At 54.6% G+C, this 18,397-nt stretch carries 16 protein-coding genes; 13 read left to right on the top strand and 3 right to left on the bottom strand.

The window, feature by feature from the left end; all coding sequences use genetic code 11:
* The 8 genes from F4Y39_01060 to F4Y39_01095 form a co-directional block, all read left to right on the top strand.
* Window positions 1-137: DUF3500 domain-containing protein (locus F4Y39_01060; GenBank protein ID MYC12293.1), on the top strand; the 137-nt coding region annotated here is incomplete at its 5' end.
* Window positions 138-240: 103 nt separating this feature from the next.
* Entirely contained in the window at window positions 241-1,233 is a 993-nt protein-coding gene (locus tag F4Y39_01065) for a Gfo/Idh/MocA family oxidoreductase (protein ID MYC12294.1), read from the top strand.
* Entirely contained in the window at window positions 1,233-2,681 is a 1,449-nt protein-coding gene (locus F4Y39_01070) for a sulfatase (GenBank protein ID MYC12295.1), read from the top strand. The genes F4Y39_01065 and F4Y39_01070 overlap by 1 nt, the downstream gene beginning before the upstream one ends.
* A gap of 25 nt (window positions 2,682-2,706) precedes the next feature.
* A complete protein-coding gene (locus F4Y39_01075) occupies window positions 2,707-3,366 on the top strand; it encodes a ThuA domain-containing protein (GenBank protein MYC12296.1) in 660 nt (219 codons plus the stop codon).
* Window positions 3,367-3,399: 33 nt separating this feature from the next.
* The gene (locus tag F4Y39_01080; GenBank protein MYC12297.1) at window positions 3,400-4,416 is read left to right on the top strand and encodes a sterol desaturase family protein; all 1,017 of its coding nucleotides are present in this window, start codon (window positions 3,400-3,402) and stop codon (window positions 4,414-4,416) included.
* A gap of 155 nt (window positions 4,417-4,571) precedes the next feature.
* Window positions 4,572-6,311 carry a phytanoyl-CoA dioxygenase family protein gene (locus F4Y39_01085; protein ID MYC12298.1) on the top strand — a complete coding sequence of 580 codons (1,740 nt, stop codon included), beginning with the start codon at window positions 4,572-4,574 and terminating at the stop codon, window positions 6,309-6,311.
* A 32-nt stretch (window positions 6,312-6,343) separates the two neighbouring features.
* Window positions 6,344-6,943: a phosphoribosylglycinamide formyltransferase gene (gene purN, locus F4Y39_01090; protein ID MYC12299.1), complete on the top strand. Its 600-nt coding sequence runs from the start codon at window positions 6,344-6,346 to the stop codon at window positions 6,941-6,943.
* 44 nt (window positions 6,944-6,987) lie between these two features.
* Window positions 6,988-8,280, top strand: a complete 1,293-nt coding sequence (locus F4Y39_01095; protein ID MYC12300.1) for a hypothetical protein — start codon at window positions 6,988-6,990, stop codon at window positions 8,278-8,280.
* Window positions 8,281-8,282: 2 nt separating this feature from the next.
* Here the strand turns inward: F4Y39_01095 and F4Y39_01100 are convergent, their stop codons facing one another.
* Window positions 8,283-9,185 carry a dihydrodipicolinate synthase family protein gene (locus tag F4Y39_01100; GenBank protein MYC12301.1) on the bottom strand — a complete coding sequence of 301 codons (903 nt, stop codon included), beginning with the start codon at window positions 9,183-9,185 and terminating at the stop codon, window positions 8,283-8,285.
* Window positions 9,186-9,328: 143 nt separating this feature from the next.
* On the opposite strand from F4Y39_01100, the gene F4Y39_01105 reads away from it, so the two are divergent.
* Window positions 9,329-11,092: a phytanoyl-CoA dioxygenase family protein gene (locus F4Y39_01105; GenBank protein ID MYC12302.1), complete on the top strand. Its 1,764-nt coding sequence runs from the start codon at window positions 9,329-9,331 to the stop codon at window positions 11,090-11,092.
* On the opposite strand, the gene F4Y39_01110 is transcribed toward F4Y39_01105, so the two are convergent.
* Entirely contained in the window at window positions 11,089-11,907 is an 819-nt protein-coding gene (locus F4Y39_01110) for a hypothetical protein (GenBank protein ID MYC12303.1), read from the bottom strand. The two genes, F4Y39_01105 and F4Y39_01110, sit on opposite strands and share 4 nt — an antisense overlap.
* Window positions 11,908-11,917: 10 nt before the next feature.
* Window positions 11,918-13,168 (bottom strand): Gfo/Idh/MocA family oxidoreductase, encoded by a 1,251-nt coding sequence (locus F4Y39_01115; GenBank protein ID MYC12304.1) that lies wholly within the window; start codon window positions 13,166-13,168, stop codon window positions 11,918-11,920.
* A 131-nt stretch (window positions 13,169-13,299) separates the two neighbouring features.
* Here F4Y39_01115 and F4Y39_01120 point away from each other — a divergent pair, with 131 nt between their 5' ends.
* The 4 genes from F4Y39_01120 (at window position 13,300) to F4Y39_01135 (ending at window position 18,391) form a co-directional block, all read left to right on the top strand.
* Window positions 13,300-15,570, top strand: coding sequence for a DUF3604 domain-containing protein (locus tag F4Y39_01120; protein MYC12305.1), 2,271 nt, complete (start codon window positions 13,300-13,302; stop codon window positions 15,568-15,570).
* Between the two features lie 6 nt (window positions 15,571-15,576).
* Complete coding sequence (locus F4Y39_01125) at window positions 15,577-16,353, top strand: phytanoyl-CoA dioxygenase family protein (GenBank protein MYC12306.1); 777 nt, start codon at window positions 15,577-15,579, stop codon at window positions 16,351-16,353.
* A 60-nt stretch (window positions 16,354-16,413) separates the two neighbouring features.
* Entirely contained in the window at window positions 16,414-17,451 is a 1,038-nt protein-coding gene (locus tag F4Y39_01130) for a dehydrogenase (protein MYC12307.1), read from the top strand.
* Between the two features lie 124 nt (window positions 17,452-17,575).
* The gene (locus F4Y39_01135) at window positions 17,576-18,391 is read left to right on the top strand and encodes a phytanoyl-CoA dioxygenase family protein (GenBank protein MYC12308.1); all 816 of its coding nucleotides are present in this window, start codon (window positions 17,576-17,578) and stop codon (window positions 18,389-18,391) included.
* Window positions 18,392-18,397: the final 6 nt, after the last annotated feature.

Here is an 18,397-nt window from a genome sequence, read left to right on the forward strand (position 1 = left end):
CGTATTTCCGCGTGACCAGCCCGTCCATGGTAATCGAATACGCGGTTCAAAACGGTGAAGGCACCATAGATCATGCTCACAGCATGTATCGTGAGCTTGATAACGACTACGGTTCCGCGTGGATCGGGGCCGAATGAATACAACGAGACAGTTCATACGCGCGTTGAGAAGGCGACCAATATCGCCGAGTTGCGCGCGGCTTATCGCGGTGAAGAATACGGAGATGATGAGGAAGAATAAATGGAAAAGATCAAGGCGGGTATTATTGGATTTGGGCGGGTGGCTGGCGGTCATCTGAGAACGATGCGCGGGACGGGGTTGTACGATGTTGTGGGGGTGTGCGATATTACGGAATCCAGGCGGGAAGAGGCGGTTGCCGAAGGTATGCGTGCGACCGATAATCTCGATGAATTTCTCGGTTGGGATATTGAACTGGTTTTGATCGCGACGCATTCGGCGGCGCATTATGCGGATGCGCTCAAGGTGGCGGCGGCGAAGAAGCACATGCTGATTGAAAAGCCGATGTCACTGACCGGGCCAGAGGCCGAGGAAATGGTGCAGGCTGCCAGAGATAATGGCGTAGTGTTGACGATGCACCACAACCGGCATTATGATCGCGATTATTGTCTGGTGAAGCACGCGGTTTTAGATGGTGCGGTTGGCGAGATTGTTTCGCTTGAGAATCGCACGATGGGGGCGCGTCCCGCTGTGGGTTTTGGCGTGCCCGATTACAATCAGCAATGGCGCGTGACAGCCGCGGCGGGTGGTGGAACATTGCTGGATTTTGGTCCGCACTGGGTCGAGCAGATTATCGATTTGATGTCGGGTCACAAGGTGGTATCGGTCTTTGCCGATGTGCGGCATACGAAGTGGGGCGATTCAGACGATTTGTTCGATATTGTGATGGTGTTTGACAATGGGGTGCGCGCGCGTGCTGCCAAGGCGGATATTTCTTTTTATTCTCTGCCGTATAAGTGGGTTGTTCTGGGCACGGAGGCCACGCTTGTGTGCGAGCGTGGGGGCGGTGGCGAGGTTAAGGTTTACGGGGAAGATTCTGAGGAAGTGCGTACCGATGCGGTACCGCGCGAAAATCTGCACGCGAATATCGCGCGGCATTTGCGCGAAGGTGAGGATCTGATTATTACCGCGGAGCACGGTTTGCGGGTGATGCAGGTGTTACACGCGGCACGCGAGTCGGGTGCTTCTGGCAAGAGTGTGGATGTGGAGATTTAATGGAAATGGGCAAACCCAATATTATTTTTATTTTGTTGGACGATTACGGATGGGCAGATACGACGTGTTACGGGAGTGAATTTTACGAGACGCCCAATCTGGATCGGTTGTGCGCCGAGGGGATGAAGTTTACAGATGCGTACGCGTCGTGTCCGGTGTGTTCGCCAACGCGCGCGAGTGTGATGAGTGGCAAATATCCCGCGCGGGTTGGGGTGACGAATTTTATTGATTGGGCCGGGAGAAATCATCCCAATCGCGGAAAATTGATCGATGTGCCCTATTTCAGGTATTTGCCCCATGAAGAGCGCTCGGTTGCACAGGCGATGAAGGACGGGGGATATGCGACCTGGCATGTTGGCAAATGGCATTTGGGTGGACCCGCATTTTATCCCGATGAACACGGGTTTGAGGTGAATGTGGGCGGATGCGAACACGGTTCTCCCGGGCGCGGGGGTTATTTTAGTCCCTGGACGATTCCGGTGCTGGATGATGTGGATGTGCCAGATGGCACGTATTTGACGGATTATTTGACGGATCGCGTGATAGATTTGATCGAGAACCGCGATGGTCGCCCGTTTTTCTTGAATTTGTGGTATTATACGGTGCATACGCCCATTCAGGCGAAGCGAGAAAAGATTGAGAAGTACGAAGAGAAAGCGAAGAAGATGGGTCTGGATAAAATTGAGCCGTTTGAAGAGGGTGATTTTTTTCCGGGGGAACACAAGAAGGACAGGCGCATTACGCGGCGGACGGTGCAGTCCGATCCGGTGTACGCCGCGATGATCGAGAGCATGGATGAGAGTGTGGGGCGCATTTTGGACGCGCTGGAAGCAGCGGGTATTGCCGATAATACCGCGATTATGTTTACTTCAGATAATGGTGGGTTGGCGACGAGTGAAGGTTCGCCGACGTGCAATGCGCCGCTCGCCGAGGGCAAGGGCTGGATGTATGAAGGCGGAACGCGAGAGCCGCTGATTGTCAAATGGCCCGGTGTGACACAGGCGGGGTCTGTTTGTGATGTTCCGGTGACGAGTACAGATTATTATCCGACGATACTGGAAATGGCGGGTCTGGATTTGATTCCCGATCAGCATTGCGATGGCGTGAGTATCGCGCCTTTGTTGAGGGGGGACGATCTGGCGCGCGATGCGATTTTCTGGCATTTTCCGCATTATGGCAATCAGGGAGGGACACCTGGATCTTCGGTTCGAGCGGGGGATTATAAGCTGATCGAGTTTTTTGAATCCGGGCATGTCGAGTTGTACAATTTGCGAGAGGATATTGGTGAGGAGAATGATCTGGCAGATGAATTGCCCGATGTACGAGATCGGTTGCACGAGCTTCTGAAGGGATGGCAGGAGGAGATCGAAGCCAAAATTCCCGAGGAGAATCCAGATTTTGAGCCGTGGCAGGAAAGACCGGTTTGGGAGACAAATCGAGGGAGATAGGTTATATTTTACGGGAGGTACATTTATGGACGATTCTATTAAGGTTGCGGTGGTGACCGGCGGCCACCGTTTTGATGTGCCGAATTTTCACGGGTTGTTTCGCAAGCTGGAAGGCGTGGATGCCTATATTCAGTCTCTGGAGGATTTTGCATCGCCGCGAGCAGAGGAGCGCGATTTCTACGATGCGGTTGTGTTTTACAATATGCACAAGGAAGGTCCGACAGATGAGGTCCGTTCCGGGTGGATGGGGCGACCTCTAAGCGCGCTGGAATCATGGCTGGCGACGGGTAAGGGTGTTGTGTTGTTGCACCACGCGATTTTGGCATTTCCAAATTGGGATCCCTGGGTGCAGATGGCCGGTGTTGTCGCGGGGTCGTTTGAATCGTTCAGCCACGATGAGGTGATGCGGATTGCGGTAGAGGATAGGGATCATCCGATTACGCGGGAGATATCCGATTGGGAGATGATCGATGAGACTTATGTGATGGATGAGCCGGATTCGGATAGCCATTTGCTGTTGACGACAGATCACCCGGTGTGTATGAAGTCGATTGGCTGGACGCGGCAATACAATGGTACGCGGGTGTTTTGCTTCCAAAGTGGGCACGACAATCAGACGTGGAAGGATGGAAATTTTCAGTCGGTGTTAATGCGGGGTATTCAGTGGGTCAGCGGGAGGATTTAGTACGTAGTCTCAACCATTCGAGGAGAGTACACAATGGCTGATACCAGAGTGGAGAAGGAAGTTGTAGATGGCGTTGCCCGAGATGAAAGTGGCGAGTGGCAGCCCGCAAAACGCCCGGCGCCTGCGCCGATTTTTGCATGGCCTCCGCGTCCTGTTGAGGCGTTGAAGTGGATGTTTGGTTTTCCGGGCTATTTGTGGCCATGGAATGCGATTTATATGCTTATTGCCATTGGAACATGGCTTTATTTGCAGCCCGCGCTTGAGCGCTGTGTGGAATTTCGCGTGGATTGGATTGCCGAGATGTATGTGCGGAATATTGCGATGTTAATCGTTATTGCGGGCGCGTGGCATGTGTATTTCTACAGGTTCAAGGCGCAGGGCATGCGGTATAAATACACGTCGAAATGGCTCGCGACATCAAATCGCAAGTTTTTGTGGGGCAATCAATTGCGCGATAATATTTTTTGGAGTTGTGTGAGTGGGGGGACGATCTGGACGGCTTATGAAGTGGTTTCTATGTGGGCGTTTGCCAATGAGATAATTCCCTATGTCGATTGGCGCACAGAACCGATCTACTTTGTTGCGTTGCTGTGCGGTATTCAGTTCTGGCGGCTTTTCCATTTTTATTGGACTCACCGCCTGACCCATTGGAAACCGCTGTACAAGTCCGCGCATTATTTGCATCACAAGAATATCAATATCGGGCCGTGGTCCGGGCTGGCTATGCATCCGATTGAGCATTTGTTGTATTTTAGCTGTATTCTGATTCACTGGGTGGTGCCGTCCCATCCGATTCACATGTTGATGAATGCACAACATGCGGCGTTTACGCCGGCGCAGGGTCATGTGGGGTTTGATAAAATTGAGGTGGGAGGGAGTGATAGGATGCCTGCGGCGTCATTTTTTCACCAGTTGCATCACCGCTATTTTGAGTGCAATTACGGGGAGAATGATTTCCCGTTCGATTACTGGTTCGGTACGTTTCACGATGGGTCGCCAGAATCACACGCCAGTATGCGCGCGAAGCGCAAGGCGGTGCATCAGATTTAATATTCGGGGGAAATACAGGATGTTTACAACCGGGGCTTACGGCTGTGCTGCAGGTCCCGGTTTTGCGTTTTTGGAGCTTCAAAACTTTTTGATTGGATTGAGTAAAAAGTTTATAATGCAGAGACAAACCCCAATCTTCCAACAGGAGGTCAGAGATGGACCGGGAAGAGATGAGCAATGAAGAGAATTATGCGTTTGATGTCGCCGGATATTTGCATGTACCAGGGGTGTTGAGTCGGGGGGAAGTTGAGGCTTTGAACAGGGCACTGGACGAGGCGGGTGCGTCTGAAGGCATGCTGGGCTGGGAGGCACCCCAGCGAGATCTGTTTCGAGATTTGCTGGTGCATCCGCAACTGGTGTGGTATTTGAACCAGATTATTGGGCATGGGTTCCGACTGGATCAGGCACCCCGGTTGCTGGGGAGCCGGGAAGGGGAGAACGGACAGGGGCTGGTGGGCGGAGATGAACCTCGAAATCCATCCCGGGCTTATTTTCTTCAAAATGGTCGCCGGTCGTGCCAGGGGGTGAAGGCGATCTGGGTGCTGGAGGATGTGGAGGATGGAGATGGCGGACTTGTGGTGGTTCAGGCGAGCCACAAGAGCAATGTGGAAACACCCGAGGATTTGGCGACGGGGCAGGACGATATGGGGCTGGTGAAACAACCGGTTCTGAAGGCGGGCGATTTATTTTTGCTGGCAGAACCTGCGTTGCAGGGGATGCGTCCGTGGACGGGGGTGCCGAAACGGCTGTTGACGTACTGGTATGCGGGGCGAGCGGTCATCCAGTCTAATGGACCGGGACCAGGTGCTGAGATCGAAACGCGACCCGAGTGGTCGGAGAGTGCGCCTCCCGAACAGAAGGCGGTGATGTACAGGCCGGGGGCTAAGGGATCTAATCCACCGCCAGTGCTGAATACCGATGGTGAAAAGACGTGGGTGGAAGAGAGTTCTGAGGTGATTCATCCTTCGATTTATATTCGGGATCCAAATTCAAAAATTGATGAGAAAGAATTTTATTTTTGGGATTTGAATGGGTATCTGGTGGTGCGCGGGGTGATGGATGAGGAATGGCTGGAAAAAGCGAATGAGGCGGTGGATAAATTTCAGGACCGGATTGAGGTTGGTGCAGAACTGGCGCGCGGTTCAAAGAGTCAGGCAGGGACGGGGCGGCCGTTATTGCCGGGGCTGGTGGATTTGCCCGCGCCTTATTGCGATCCGTTTCGGCGGATGATTGCCCATCCCGCTGTGGTGCATCGGCTGAATTGGATGGGAGCCAGCGGATATCGCACGGGTGGTGGTACGGTGTTTTGCGCGGTGCAAGGGACGTCGGGCCACGCGTTGCACGATGGGAATGAGCCGATGAGTCCTTCGCGGGGCTACCAGTTTAAGAATGGGCGGAGTTATTGCGAGACGGTGACGATTACGTGGCAGTTGCGGGATGTGGAGCCGGATTTGGGTGGGTTTGCCTGTGTGCCGGGTTCTCATAAGACGCAGTATTCAATGCCTCCGGGAATCCGCACATGCGACGAGACGATGGGCCTGGTGGTGCAGCCGGCAATGAAAGCGGGAGATGTGTTATTTTTTATGGATGGCGGGTGTACACACGGCGCGTTGGCATGGAAAAATCCGATTCCCAGACGGGGCGTGCTGGTTAAATATCAGTCTAAAAATTCCAACTGGGGCGGTGGCGTGATCGATCCCCAGGAGCGCTGGGGCGATATGGTCGAAGATATGACCGAGGAACAGTTTGCGGTTATGCGCGGTCCCGAGCGCGATGGATGGGATCGCACAGTGCCCAGGTTGGTCGTACGGGATGGACAAGTGCATGTGTCGTACGACCCAGAGGGGGATCGGTACGCGGCGTCTTATCGCAAGCCGGGGGAGAAGTCGGGATAGGAAGGAGCGAGAAAATGCCGAGTAGAAGGGTCTTGCAACTGGGCTTTCTGGCTTCGCACAGAGGCACCAATTTGCAGGCTATCCTCGATGCTTGCAAAACAGGACGCTTGCAGGCCAGGCCCCGGGCGGTCATCAGCAATAACTCGGATTCCGGTGCTCTACAGCGGGCGAGAAAGATGGGCGTGCCAGCAGCACATTTGAGTACTTATACCCATCCCAAGCCCGGTGCTCTGGATGAGGCTATTCTGGCGATTTTGCAGGCGTATGGGGTCGAGGTGGTCTGCCTTGCCGGGTATATGAAACGGTTGGGGCCGCGGACTTTGGCCGCGTACAGGGGGCGCGTTCTCAATATCCATCCATCCCTGTTGCCCAGGTTTGGCGGTCAGGGTTTTTACGGAGATGTCGTGCATCGGACGGTGTTGGCCGCGGGTGAGCGCGAGACCGGGGCTACGGTGCATCTGGTTGACGAAGAATACGACCACGGTCAGGTTTTGGACCAGGTCCAGGTGCCGGTTGAGCCTGGGGATTCGGTCGAGACTCTGGCGTCCCGGGTGCTGCAACAGGAACACAGGCTTTACGTCCGGACGTTGCAGCGCATTGCCGCTGGTGAGATTGAGTTGCAAGGGCTATAGAACCGGGGCTTATCGCAAGTCCCGGTTTTGTGCAGGAGTTTGCTATGACAACGTTATCACCTATGTTTGAAATTGCATTTGAGGAATACGGCGGGGCAGAGTGTTTTCCGGCGGATATCGACGGAGATGGGATTCCGGAGATTCTCACCTATCAGGGACCGGGCATCTTTGGGCCAGAGCCGTTCAGGAGTTGGGATTTTGTAAGTGCGCTGTTTCCAGAATCTGTGTCTGTCTCGGCATTTCGCGCAGATGGCCGACGCCTGTGGACGTGGGGAAAGCCAAATCCGCCGCATATCCCCTATATCTCTCACTCCTATGAGGCCTGTATCGCCACGGGAGATATTGACGGGGACGGGCGCATTGAGGTGGTCTTAGCAGATGGCGATAGGGTTGTGGTCCTGGACGGTGAGACAGGGGAGGAGGTAAAGAGTGCCCGTCTTCCCGATGAGAATTATTATATCCTCCAGACCGCTGTACGGCCCACCGATAAACACGAGGCCGCTATTGCGATCAAAAATGGAGAGATGGGAAATGGTTCGTGGCGATATGGCGAGCCGGTGCTGGGTTTGAATGCAGGTCTGGAGCCGGTATGGGGTCCCAAAGCTGTTCCGGGAGGCGGGCACCACATTTTGTCTCTGGATATGGATGGCGAGCAGGTGTATCTAATCGGATACTGTGCCGTGGGCATGAACGGGCAGATTTTGTGGACGGTGGATGCTGTTGACCCGGAAACACTGAATGCAGACCAGCAGCATGTGGATTACACGGATGTGTTTCACACTGCCAGCGGTTCGGTTTTTTCTATTGCCGCGTCCGACAAGTTGCACCTTTTTGGGGCGGGAGGCGGGACTTATTTTTCGAGAGAACATATTCATTGCCAGGGTACGGCTCTGGGATGTTTTCGTTCGGATTCTGAATTTCAGGTCGCGCTCTACAATTCGCCAGACGGCCCTATGGTGCTCTACGATCCGGATGGCGCAGAAGTGTGGAGCAGGCCCACTGAGCGGATCTGGCCAATGGGTTTTCCCAAAGGTGGAGAAAAGCTCCGCATGCACAGAAACCGGCCGATTATTGCGCTTCGGGGGAGCCAGACATGGATCGGGTATGCCGATGGCGGATGGCCCTGGGGGATGGATGGGGATGGCGATATATCGCTGGCGTTTTCTCTACCGGCAAATGCAAAACATCCCGATTGCCCTGCGGGTATTTTGGAGCGTACGCGGCTCGATGACATCGGTTATAGCTATGCGATGCAGGTGTGCGATATAAACGGTGACGGTAGAGATGAGGCTCTGATTTACGACCGAAGGTTTATGTGGGTGTATGCGTTGCCTTAATGTTATTCCGGAAGCAGGTCGATTTGATCCAGAGATGCGCGGAGAAATTCCATGTCTTTTTCCGTGGCAGAGAGTTGGGGTGATCTGAGATATCGGGCGGAGACGCCGTAGAGTTCAAGGATGGCGCGCCACATGGTTTGCCATCCGCCCCGGAAATTGGGCTGCAGATCCCAGAGCGGGCGTTCGATTTCGACGGTGATTCGCCGCGCTTCGGCTATGTCGTTGCGGCATAGAGCCTGGTGAAAATCCGAGCCGATGTGGGGGGCGAATGAGGTGGACCAGTCCATGAAGGTGGTGCAGCCAAAGGGCCATTCGAGGAGGTGACGCCACAGGGTGCCTCCGGTCATGATTTTCCAGTGGTGGCCGTATTTTTGCAGGGTTTCTACGGCATAGGCCGTGTCGCCGTCTTCTTTGAAGCAGCAGATGCCGGGTTCGTCTATGAGCATATCCAGTGCGCGGTGCGAGGGATAGCCGACGAGCATCACCGGGATGATTTTACTGATTGCGGCATTGTGGGCGGCCACGCCTTCGGGGTCTGAGCCGTGGAATGTGGTGACGGACATGAGCGCATCTGCGCCCCATTCGATACACCTGTGGGCGAACGCTTCTGCTTGCCGGGTGGGCCATGCCCCGGTCGCGGCGATGGTGAGGGCGCGACCGGCGGTGCGCGCGATGGTAAATTGTGTGAGTTGCGCGATTTCGTCTTCGCTCAGGCAGAAGTATTGGCTGTCGCCCGCTGTCAGTAAAATGACGCCGCTGCCGCCTCCAATACCGATTTCGATGATGTTGCCCACGCCGTTCCAGTCGATGTCTCCATTTGAGAGAAAAGGTGTCGGTATTGATGTGACAGGACCTTCGAGGAGGTTTTTGATTTCATCGGGCGATTTTCGCGTTTGTGTGGTCATGTTTTGTAATTCCTTTTCTGTTTTTGGATTTAATTGCTACCCTCGTAACAGTATAAGCATTTTTATTTTGAATTGATCCAGAAATTAGCTTACTATGTATTAAATGCACTAATAAACCCCAATCTTCTTACAGGAGGTCACCGATGGACCGGGAAGCGATGAGCAACGAGGAGAATTACAGCTTTGATGTGGCAGGTTATTTGCACATCCCGGGCGTGTTGAACCGAGGTGAGGTGAAGGCGCTGAATGAGGCGCTGGACAAAGGGGGGGAGAGTGAGGGGATGTTGAGATGGGATTCCCCACTTCGGGATCTGTTTCGGGATTTGATGATTCATCCACAATTGGTGTGGTATTTAAATCAGATTGTGGGCCATGGGTTCCGGCTGGACCGGGAGCCAGAGTTGTTGTGCGATGAGACCTGGGATGTAGAGGCACCTCTGGTGGGGGGCAATGAGCCGAGAAATCCTGCCAGGGCGTACTATTTTCAGAATGGTCGCCGGTATTGCCAGGCGGTGCGGGCGATCTGGGCGCTTGAGGATGTGGAAGAGGGCGATGGTGGTTTTGTGATGGTGCCGTGTACCCACAAGGTGAATGTGGAGACGCCAGAGGACGTGGCTACGGGTGTGGACGATATGGGTCTGACATTCCAGCCGAAGTTGAAGGCCGGGGATCTGTTTCTGGTGGCGGGGACGGTGTTGCAGGGGGTGCGCCCGAGCAAAGGGTCTCGGAGATTGTTGAGCTACGAGTATGTGGGGCGGGCGGCGATTCAGTCTGCCGGGACGGGTCCAATGGTTGCGGAGGATCCCTCTCCAGAGTGGCAGGAGGAGATTAGCCCCGAACAGCGCGCGTCGCTTTACAAGCCGGATTATGCGTATTCGACGCCTCCGCCGGTGATTGTGACGGATGGTGAGACGGTAAAAATAGATGAATCGCGAGAGGTGTTTCATCCCTCGATTTACAGCCGGGACCCCAATTCCAATATCGAAGAAAAAGAGTTCTATTTTTGGGAATTGAACGGGTATTTGATTCTCAAAGGGGTGATGGACGAGGAGTGGTTGGAGAAGGCGAATGAGGCGGTTGACAAGTTTGAGGATCAGATTGTGGTGCAGGAAGAATTGTCGCGGGGGTCGAAGAGTTTGGCGGGCACGGGGCGTCCGGTGCTGGGCGGTTTGCTGGATCTTCCTGAGCCGTATTGCGAGCCGTTTCGGAAGATGGTGGCTCACCCGCCTGTGCAACACAGGTTGACGTGGATGGGCGGGAGCGGCGCGCGAATGAGTGGTCCGTCGGCGTTTTGTTCGGTTCAGGGGACGTCTGGCCATGCGCTGCACGATGCCGGGGAACCGATGTATCCGCCGATGGGCTATCAGTTTCAGAATGGGCGGAGCTATTCGGAGGCGGTGACGATTACATGGCAGTTGCGGGATGTTCCGCCCGGTCTTGGCGGGTTTGCCTGTGTTCCGGGTTCTCACAAGGGGAAATACCCGACGCCGCCGGGCGTGCGGTCCTGCGACGATGACATGGGGCTGGTGAAGCAGTTGGTGATGGAGGCGGGAGATGTGCTGTTTTTTGCCGATGGCTCGACGACGCATGGCACCACGGCGTGGAAGAATCCCATCCCGCGGCGAGGGATTTTAATCAAATACTCGTCGCGGAGTTTTCACCGCAGCGGCGGGGAAATCGTGCATCCGTGGAACCGCTGGGGCGACGATATGGTGGAGGGTATGACGGACGCGCATTTGACCGTGATGCGCGGTACGGATCGGGATGCACGAGAATACAATGTGCCCCGGCTGGAGGTGAAGGATGGCGAGGTGGAGGTTTCCTACGAACGGGGGCAGGCACTTTATAGCGGCGAAGCGCCAGTGACGCCGGTGGTTGAACAGATGCGGAATAGAGCAGACCGTTAGACGGTTCTGTTATCCAGGGAGTACTCGCGGTTGCCATTTGGCCCGCCACCAATTGCCCAGGTGCCGCGGAAGAGCGTCCGCCGCTTCGGAGGCATGGCTTCGATTGTTTCGTGGTCGAGGTTGAGGCGGTGCCATTGTGCCCAGATGGAGTTGTAGCAGTTGAAGACCGCGCATCTCGGGTTATTCGGATTGATCCAGTCGTTGGCCGCGTGGATCAGGCTTTCCGTGAAGATAACCACCGAGCCTGCGGGGCAGCTATAATCTTCCATTGTGTCTCTCATACTGGATTCATAGGGGGAGCCGCCGATATTTGGTCGAAACGGATCCGGGCCTCCGTAATTGAAGTGCGCTTTGTGTGATCCGCTGAGAAAAGAGGTGCCGCCCTGTCCTGCCACCACTTCCTCGAGTTCCCATACGACCCGGGTCAGCCCGGCAAAAATTTTATTTCCCGCGACCTGATAGCGCATGGCGTTGGCTCGCTGGGGGGGACGCACGACGTGGGGCATGCCGTTGTCTCTCCGTTCCGATTTGTCCCATCCGGGAGGTCGCACGGTGGTGAAGGAGCCTTCGCAGCGGAAGCCGTAGCAATCGTCTTTTACAAAAGGTTCCTCGGTTAGAATTTCGTTTAGAATGCCGACGATTGCCGGGTGGTCTAGCAGGTTCTGAAGCGCGCCCTCATAACTCCGCCTGGCACCGGCATATACTTCGGCTTTCATCTCTTCTATTTCGGCAGCCGATAGCACAGAAGGCAGCAGAATCCAGCCGCGGAGGTCGAAGAAGAATTTTTGCTCATCGGTCATGGGTATTGGTGTCATATTTCCTCCCTTATATTGGTCCATTGGCGAGGCGAACCGTTTCGCCGCCCTGGTCGATGGATTGTATTGCAGATAGGATCATTCGCGTGGCTTCCATGCCGTATTGGCCATCTACTGGGGATGGACCGCCGCGGGCAAATTTGGCAATTTCCTGAACCAGCTTGCGGTCTGCGCCGAAGTGAGAGGTTTCAAAGGCTTCGGCTTTGCATTGTATGATTTCTTCTCTGCGTTCCCCATAGTCCGTTACGAGGTCGATTTCGCCCCTCAGGCGCGTCAGGATCATTCGGCCTTTTGTGCCGACGAGTTCAAAGGTTTCTTCGTCTTCGGCTTGGGGACCGTAAATGGCGTAGAAGATGGATGCGACGATTCCGTTGTCGTACTGGAAGTGGATGGATGCGTGGTCGAAGATGTCTGCGCCGGGTTTATATACGCAGTTGTCTTTTCGGCGCATGGGATCGGTTTCCTGGGCGAAGGTCTGGTCAATCGCGCCCCGAGCCTGATCCTGTGTGCCCGTTTCGACCAACTCCGCTCGATAAGGACAGGTCCAGTCGTCGCAGACAGCACAAAATTCAGGGGCGTCTTCGCGCACTTCAAAGAGGTTGCGCCCCCCAAAGGCGTTGACCTGGAGACAGTGGTCCCCCGCAAACCAGTTGAATACGTCTGTGTAGTGCGATGCTTTGTCGTTGAGCGCACCACCGCTTAAGGATCGCGTGCGGTGCCAGGTCATAAAATAATGCGTGTAGGGGATTACGGCGCGAATGAGCATCATTTTGAGGTCGCCAATGACGCCGCTTTTCAGCAGGTTGTAGAGTTCGATCCAGGGCTGTTCATAGCGCCTGGTAAAGCCCATGATCATCGGATTATTTGTGTTGTGCTCTTCTTTTTGAATGGCTATGGCGTCTTCAAGCGTATGTGCGATGGGCTTGTCCAGATAGACCTTTTTGCCCGAGCGCAGTGCGGGTATTGCCGCTTCGCGGTGGGCTGCCGTGGGCGTGGTGATGACAACCAGATCTACGTTATCGTCGGCAATCAGGGCTGTTGGATCGCTGTAGAATGTGGGTGAAAAAGTTCTGTTGCCCGCTGCCGCCGCGATCCTGTTCACATCTTCAAGGGCGATGTGCATTCGGCTTTCTGTTCGGTTGCAGAAGGCGGTGATTGTGATGTCCAGGTCGCTGGCTTGTTCGGCAATTTGATGGCTAATACAGTTGATGCCACGGCTGCCAGTTCCGATGATGCCCACGCGAATGGTGTTTGTTGTCACTGTTGATTTCTCCGGGGAAATGCACGGGTTGTATCAGCGTTCTTGTGAGAATATACCAATTATTCCCAAAAACAAAAGTCATCTTGAGACCCTCGGGATGATTTTGGGACGTTTTTTGAGAGGATCGAAGTATGGGGCGTTTGCAAATTCGATTGTCAGAGCATCGCCGCGGGCATGTGGATAAAGACCCGGCGCTGACTGTGGATGGATCTGGTCGATTCTGGGTGGCATGGCACGGGTACAGACCCAAAGAAGATCGGATTCTGGTGCGGTCTTTTGAGGACCAGCGGCGAGGTCCTTTGTTGACAGTGAGCGAAGAGGCGGGGATCAATTTTCAGCCGCGGATTGTGTGTGGAGGCGATGCGGTGTGGGTGGTGTGGTGCGCTGTGCGGGAGGGACGATGGTGCGTGCTGGCCCGATCGGCAGACGAAATGGGCGAGGTGGTGCGATTGGCTGAGGCGGATGCGAGTCTGGCCTTTCCGGATGTGACTTCGGATAATGAGGGCAGAATATGGGTGGCTTGGACGGCGCTGGTGGGTAAATGGCGTCGGGTGTTTGGGCGATGTCTGGATGGGAATCGTTGGTCTGAGGTCGTGGATCTGTCGCAGGGTGGGGGAGATCACTATCGGCCCGTGCTGTGTGGTCATGCCGGGGGTGCCTGGGTGGCTTACCAGACGCTCCAAAATGGAGCCTGTGATCTGTTTTTGAGAAAGTGGACGCCGGATGGGGTGGGGCGACCGGAGAAGTTTTCGCTTACAGATGACTGGGAGTTGTTTCCAAGGCTGTGTCCCGACGGATCAGACGGGGTCTGGGCGACGTGGACGGTCACACGCGATGTGATCCATCCCAAGGGATTTGTGGATCACAAAGTGGAGGCGATGGCTTCGCATTTTGACGGCCGGTCCTGGACACCTTATAGAGGTCCAGATCGCACTATGGCCGAAGGGTATGTGGCGCATCTCTACGATGGATTGCTGGGGCGCGAGCATTATATGGGGTTTGTGGGGTGGCGGCGACGGCCGCAGATTGTGCGGGAAACGGATGGGGATGTCTGGGTTCTCTATGAGCGCAAAGAGGACGAGTTGGTCAACCGGCACGGTCCGGATGCACTGTTTTATGCCCGGCCCCTGACCGGGAGAAATCAGGGGCGGTCCTGCGAGGTAGATGGGGAGGTACACGCTTATACGGTGAACGGAGATTTACCGGTGGTGGATGAGAGGTTGTCGTTTGCTGCTCAGATTTCCGAGGGGCGATATTATGCAGATATCTGTGCCGGGAGTTTGCCGCTGGATCAGGCACAGTCCGTGGAGGAACGTCCGGTCTCGGCATGGCGGTCGTGGCGACCGATCCGACTGTCCGAACCGCCTGTGTTTGATCAGCGGCCCGAAATAGAGGTGGGGGGAAAGACCTATAAGCTTTATTGGGGGGACCTCCACTGTCATGGCAATCTATCGGGTGATGCAGAGGGCGAGATCGACGAGAATTACGCGTATGGGCGCTACAAAGCACGGCTGGATTTTATGGCGGTGACGGATAATGATGCGCTTTACGATAATATTCTCACGCCATCTGAGCTCGAGTTGATCCTGGCGGAGGCCGATCACTTTAACGATCCGGGACGATTTGTGGCCGTTCCCGCTTATGAGCGCACCTATCGCAAAGAATCGGAGAGCGGACCGAACCATCGGATTATGCTATTTCCGGACGGAGAAATGCCGCTGTATCATTTTACTGAGTCCGATGCGGATACACTGGAGAAGTGGGTGGCAGCGATGGAGAGGACGCGGGCTTTCACTTTTCCGCACCATCCCACATGGTGGGTGATTCCGAGCAGTCGGCTCGGGGGCGTGGAACTGTGTTCGTGTTGGGATATTTACATTCAGATGCGGGATACGATTCCAGAGGCACTGCGGCAGGGCTATCGTCTGGCGTTTATGGGGAATAGCGATTCCCATCGGATTGTGCCCGGGATGGGGGGTGCTCTGACGGGGGTGTGGGCAGAGGCGTTGACCCGAGAGGCACTATTTGAAGCTCTGTGGGCACGGCGGTGTTTTGCAACCAACGGTGCTCGTGTTATGCTGGATGTTCGGGTGAACGGAATGCCCATGGGATCGGAGGTGCGGGTGGCTGGGCAGGTACACTTAATCTGCATGGTGCAGGCATCCCGAATGGTGCAGGAAGTCGCGCTGTTCAGAGATGGAGAGCAGGTGCAGGAGCAATGGGTTGGAAAGAAACAGGCTGTTTTGAAGTTTGAGGACGAGCCAGACTCTGGAGAACATTTTTATTATTTAGAGGTTCGACTAAAGCCGCTTCGCCGGGTGCCGATGGGCGGGCGCTGTGGAAATTTGCAGGTGGCACAGGGCGATTTCGCATGGTCGAGCCCCATCTGGGTTAAAAGGTAGGTTTTTATGACTCTCACTCCCGATCAAATCAGGGATTATCACACAGACGGTTTTACCATCGTTAAGGGACTTATCCCGCCGGGGTTTCTCAAAGAGATCGCCGATCACCTGGATCGCGCTGCGCTCGGGCAACTCGATTCCGGAATTGCCGTGCAGGTCGAACCCGAGGTCCAGCGCCTGGATATTCGCCCCGATAATCCCCTAAACCGCATCCGCAAAGTTAGCCGCGTCGTCCGACACGATTCTTTTTTTCGGTCTGTGGCTACCTGTGAACCCATTCTGTCGTGTATGAGGGATATTCTGGGTGATAACCTGCGCTTTTTTGGCGATGAAGCCCAGCTCAAACCCGCTTTCTACGGGTCTGCCCATGCCTGGCATCAGGACGCGCCCTATTTTTATTCAATACCTCTCCCAGTTGCCACTGTCTGGATCGCTGTAGATGAGGCGACTTCGGAAAACGGCTGTCTTCAAGTTGTGCCCGGCTTGCACCGACAGGGCATTTTGAAACGCCCCAATTCGGACCAACCCTGGTTTGACGAGGGAGAGTTCGATAGCACCGATGCCGTGCCCGTTGTTCTGAATGCTGGCGATGCCCTCTTTTTTCATCTGTGCCTACCCCACGGCTCTGATTCCAATACGTCTTCTAACCGGCGCCGTTCCCTGATCTATCGCTATATTAACGTGGATCGCATTACTACGGATATGATCCCACTTGTAGAGCGCCACGGGTGTCTTTCAAACGCGCCCGATAGTCATCCCATTTTCAGGATGGCGATTCCGTAAACGGCGATCACTGCTATACATCACAGACCAAACCCTAAGTACGAAAACAGGAGAGAATATATGGAGAGGAAAGTCAGACTCGGAATTACCAGAGATTTCTTCGATTCGGCCGGAAATCTGGCCATTCCCGGCCCGGGGCTGGAACTGCTCAATGAGATGCCCGAAGTCGAGTACCGGATATTCGATCGGTTTTTGCCGGAAGTCGGCGCTGAACAGATACGTGGATGCGATATGGTCATCTCCTGGACCGCTCACTGGACAGAGCGATCACTTGCGGAAAACGACCAACTGATTGTAGTCCTCTACACCGGCGTGGGATACGACCACCTCGATGTTCGGGCTCTCACCCATGCGGGTGTCATGCTCTGCTTTGCTCCCGACGCGGTTCGCCGACCAATGGCCTGTACTATCATCACCTTCATTCTCGCGCTCGCGATGCGACTCATTAACAAAGACAGAATAACCCGCCAGGGACACTGGTCGAAACGGGATGCGTATCACGGCGAAGGTCTGACCGGCAAGACCCTCGGTTCGATAGGCGTCGGCAACATCGGCCACGAGATGTTTTTACTGGCCAGGCCGTTCGGGATGAGACACCTGGCCTGTGACCCCTACGTAGAACAGGACGCCGTGTCCGATATTGGCGCAGACCTGGTAGATATGGATACGATTCTGGCCGAGTCCGACTTCCTGAGCATCAGCGTGCCATTTAGCGAAGAGACACACCATCTGATTGGGAAAGAAGAATTGCGCAAAATGAAATCCACGGCCTACCTGATCAACACCTCGCGCGGATCCGTAGTTGACGAAGCCGCGCTTATTCAGGCGCTGCAGCAGGGATGGATTCGAGGGGCCGGATTAGATGTGTTCGAACAGGAGCCTGTCGATCCCGACAATCCAATTCTCAAAATGGACAATGTCGTTGTATCTCCGCACTCCCTGGGGCATACCGACGAATACTTCGAAGGCGCCTGGCGCGATAAATTCCGCCAGGCCGCGCAGATTCTTCGGGGTGAGATTCCCGAGGCTGTGGTGAACCGTGATGTGCTTGAAACACCGAGGTTTCAGACAAAGTTCCGAAAATTTCAAACACCGTAGTGTTTTTGGAAGGGGACGTTTCACGAGAGGATTGCGGAGTATGGAGCGTTTGCAAATTCGATTGTCAGAACATCGCCGCGGGCATGTACGCTTAATCTGCAGGGTGCAGTAAAAGGAGAGGGTTATGACATCAGAAATGCGTCAGCATTTTGAAGAACACGGTTGGGTGAGACTGGAGGGCGTATTGGATGGAAAAAAAATAAATGCTTATAAGTCCACGTTAGATCGCATCGCGTCTGGTATTTGGTCGCTGACGGGCAATGACATGACGACCACTCGAATAGATACCCTCATTCTTCGGGACGACTCTTTTATCGAGTTCATCAAAATTCCCTGCATCCTGGAAGCGTACACTGAGATCGGCGGTATTGCAGCCACACTCAAGAATTCCTGGGCTTTTATCAGGCGACCTGCTGATTTTCGTCATAACGCTGAAGAGGTTCACAGATACAAGCAAGACATGAGCTATAAGAAAGGCTGGCATCGCGGCAGTGCGCCAAAGTGGGGGATGTACGAAGACGAGTGTCATCAGGGAATGCACCATTTTCCTTATCTGAATTTTTTTGTGTTCCTGACGGATGTGGGACCCGGTGATGGCGGGACCTGGGCTATGGATAAGTCGCACAAGGTTCACGGTGACTACTCGGAAGTGAGTAAGTCCTGTGAGCCTATTGAGGCCACTTGCAGGGCAGGAGACGCGTTCTTGTTTACGGAATCGCTGATGCATTCGGCGCCCCATATCCTGACCGAGAATACGCGGTATTCGATGACTTATACATTTATTCCGCCCTTCTACTGTAATATGCGGCATTACGAGGTTCCCGAATGGTTTCTCCAGAATATACGGAATTCCGATCTGCGGGGCGTTTTAGGCGAGTGGCGCGGTAAGCTCGACCAATGCTATCGGAAACCTTACACGTACAATTTCGAGGATGTATAACTGAGA

This window comes from Gemmatimonadota bacterium (assembly GCA_009838845.1).
Classification (GTDB): domain Bacteria; phylum Latescibacterota; class UBA2968; order UBA2968; family UBA2968; genus VXRD01.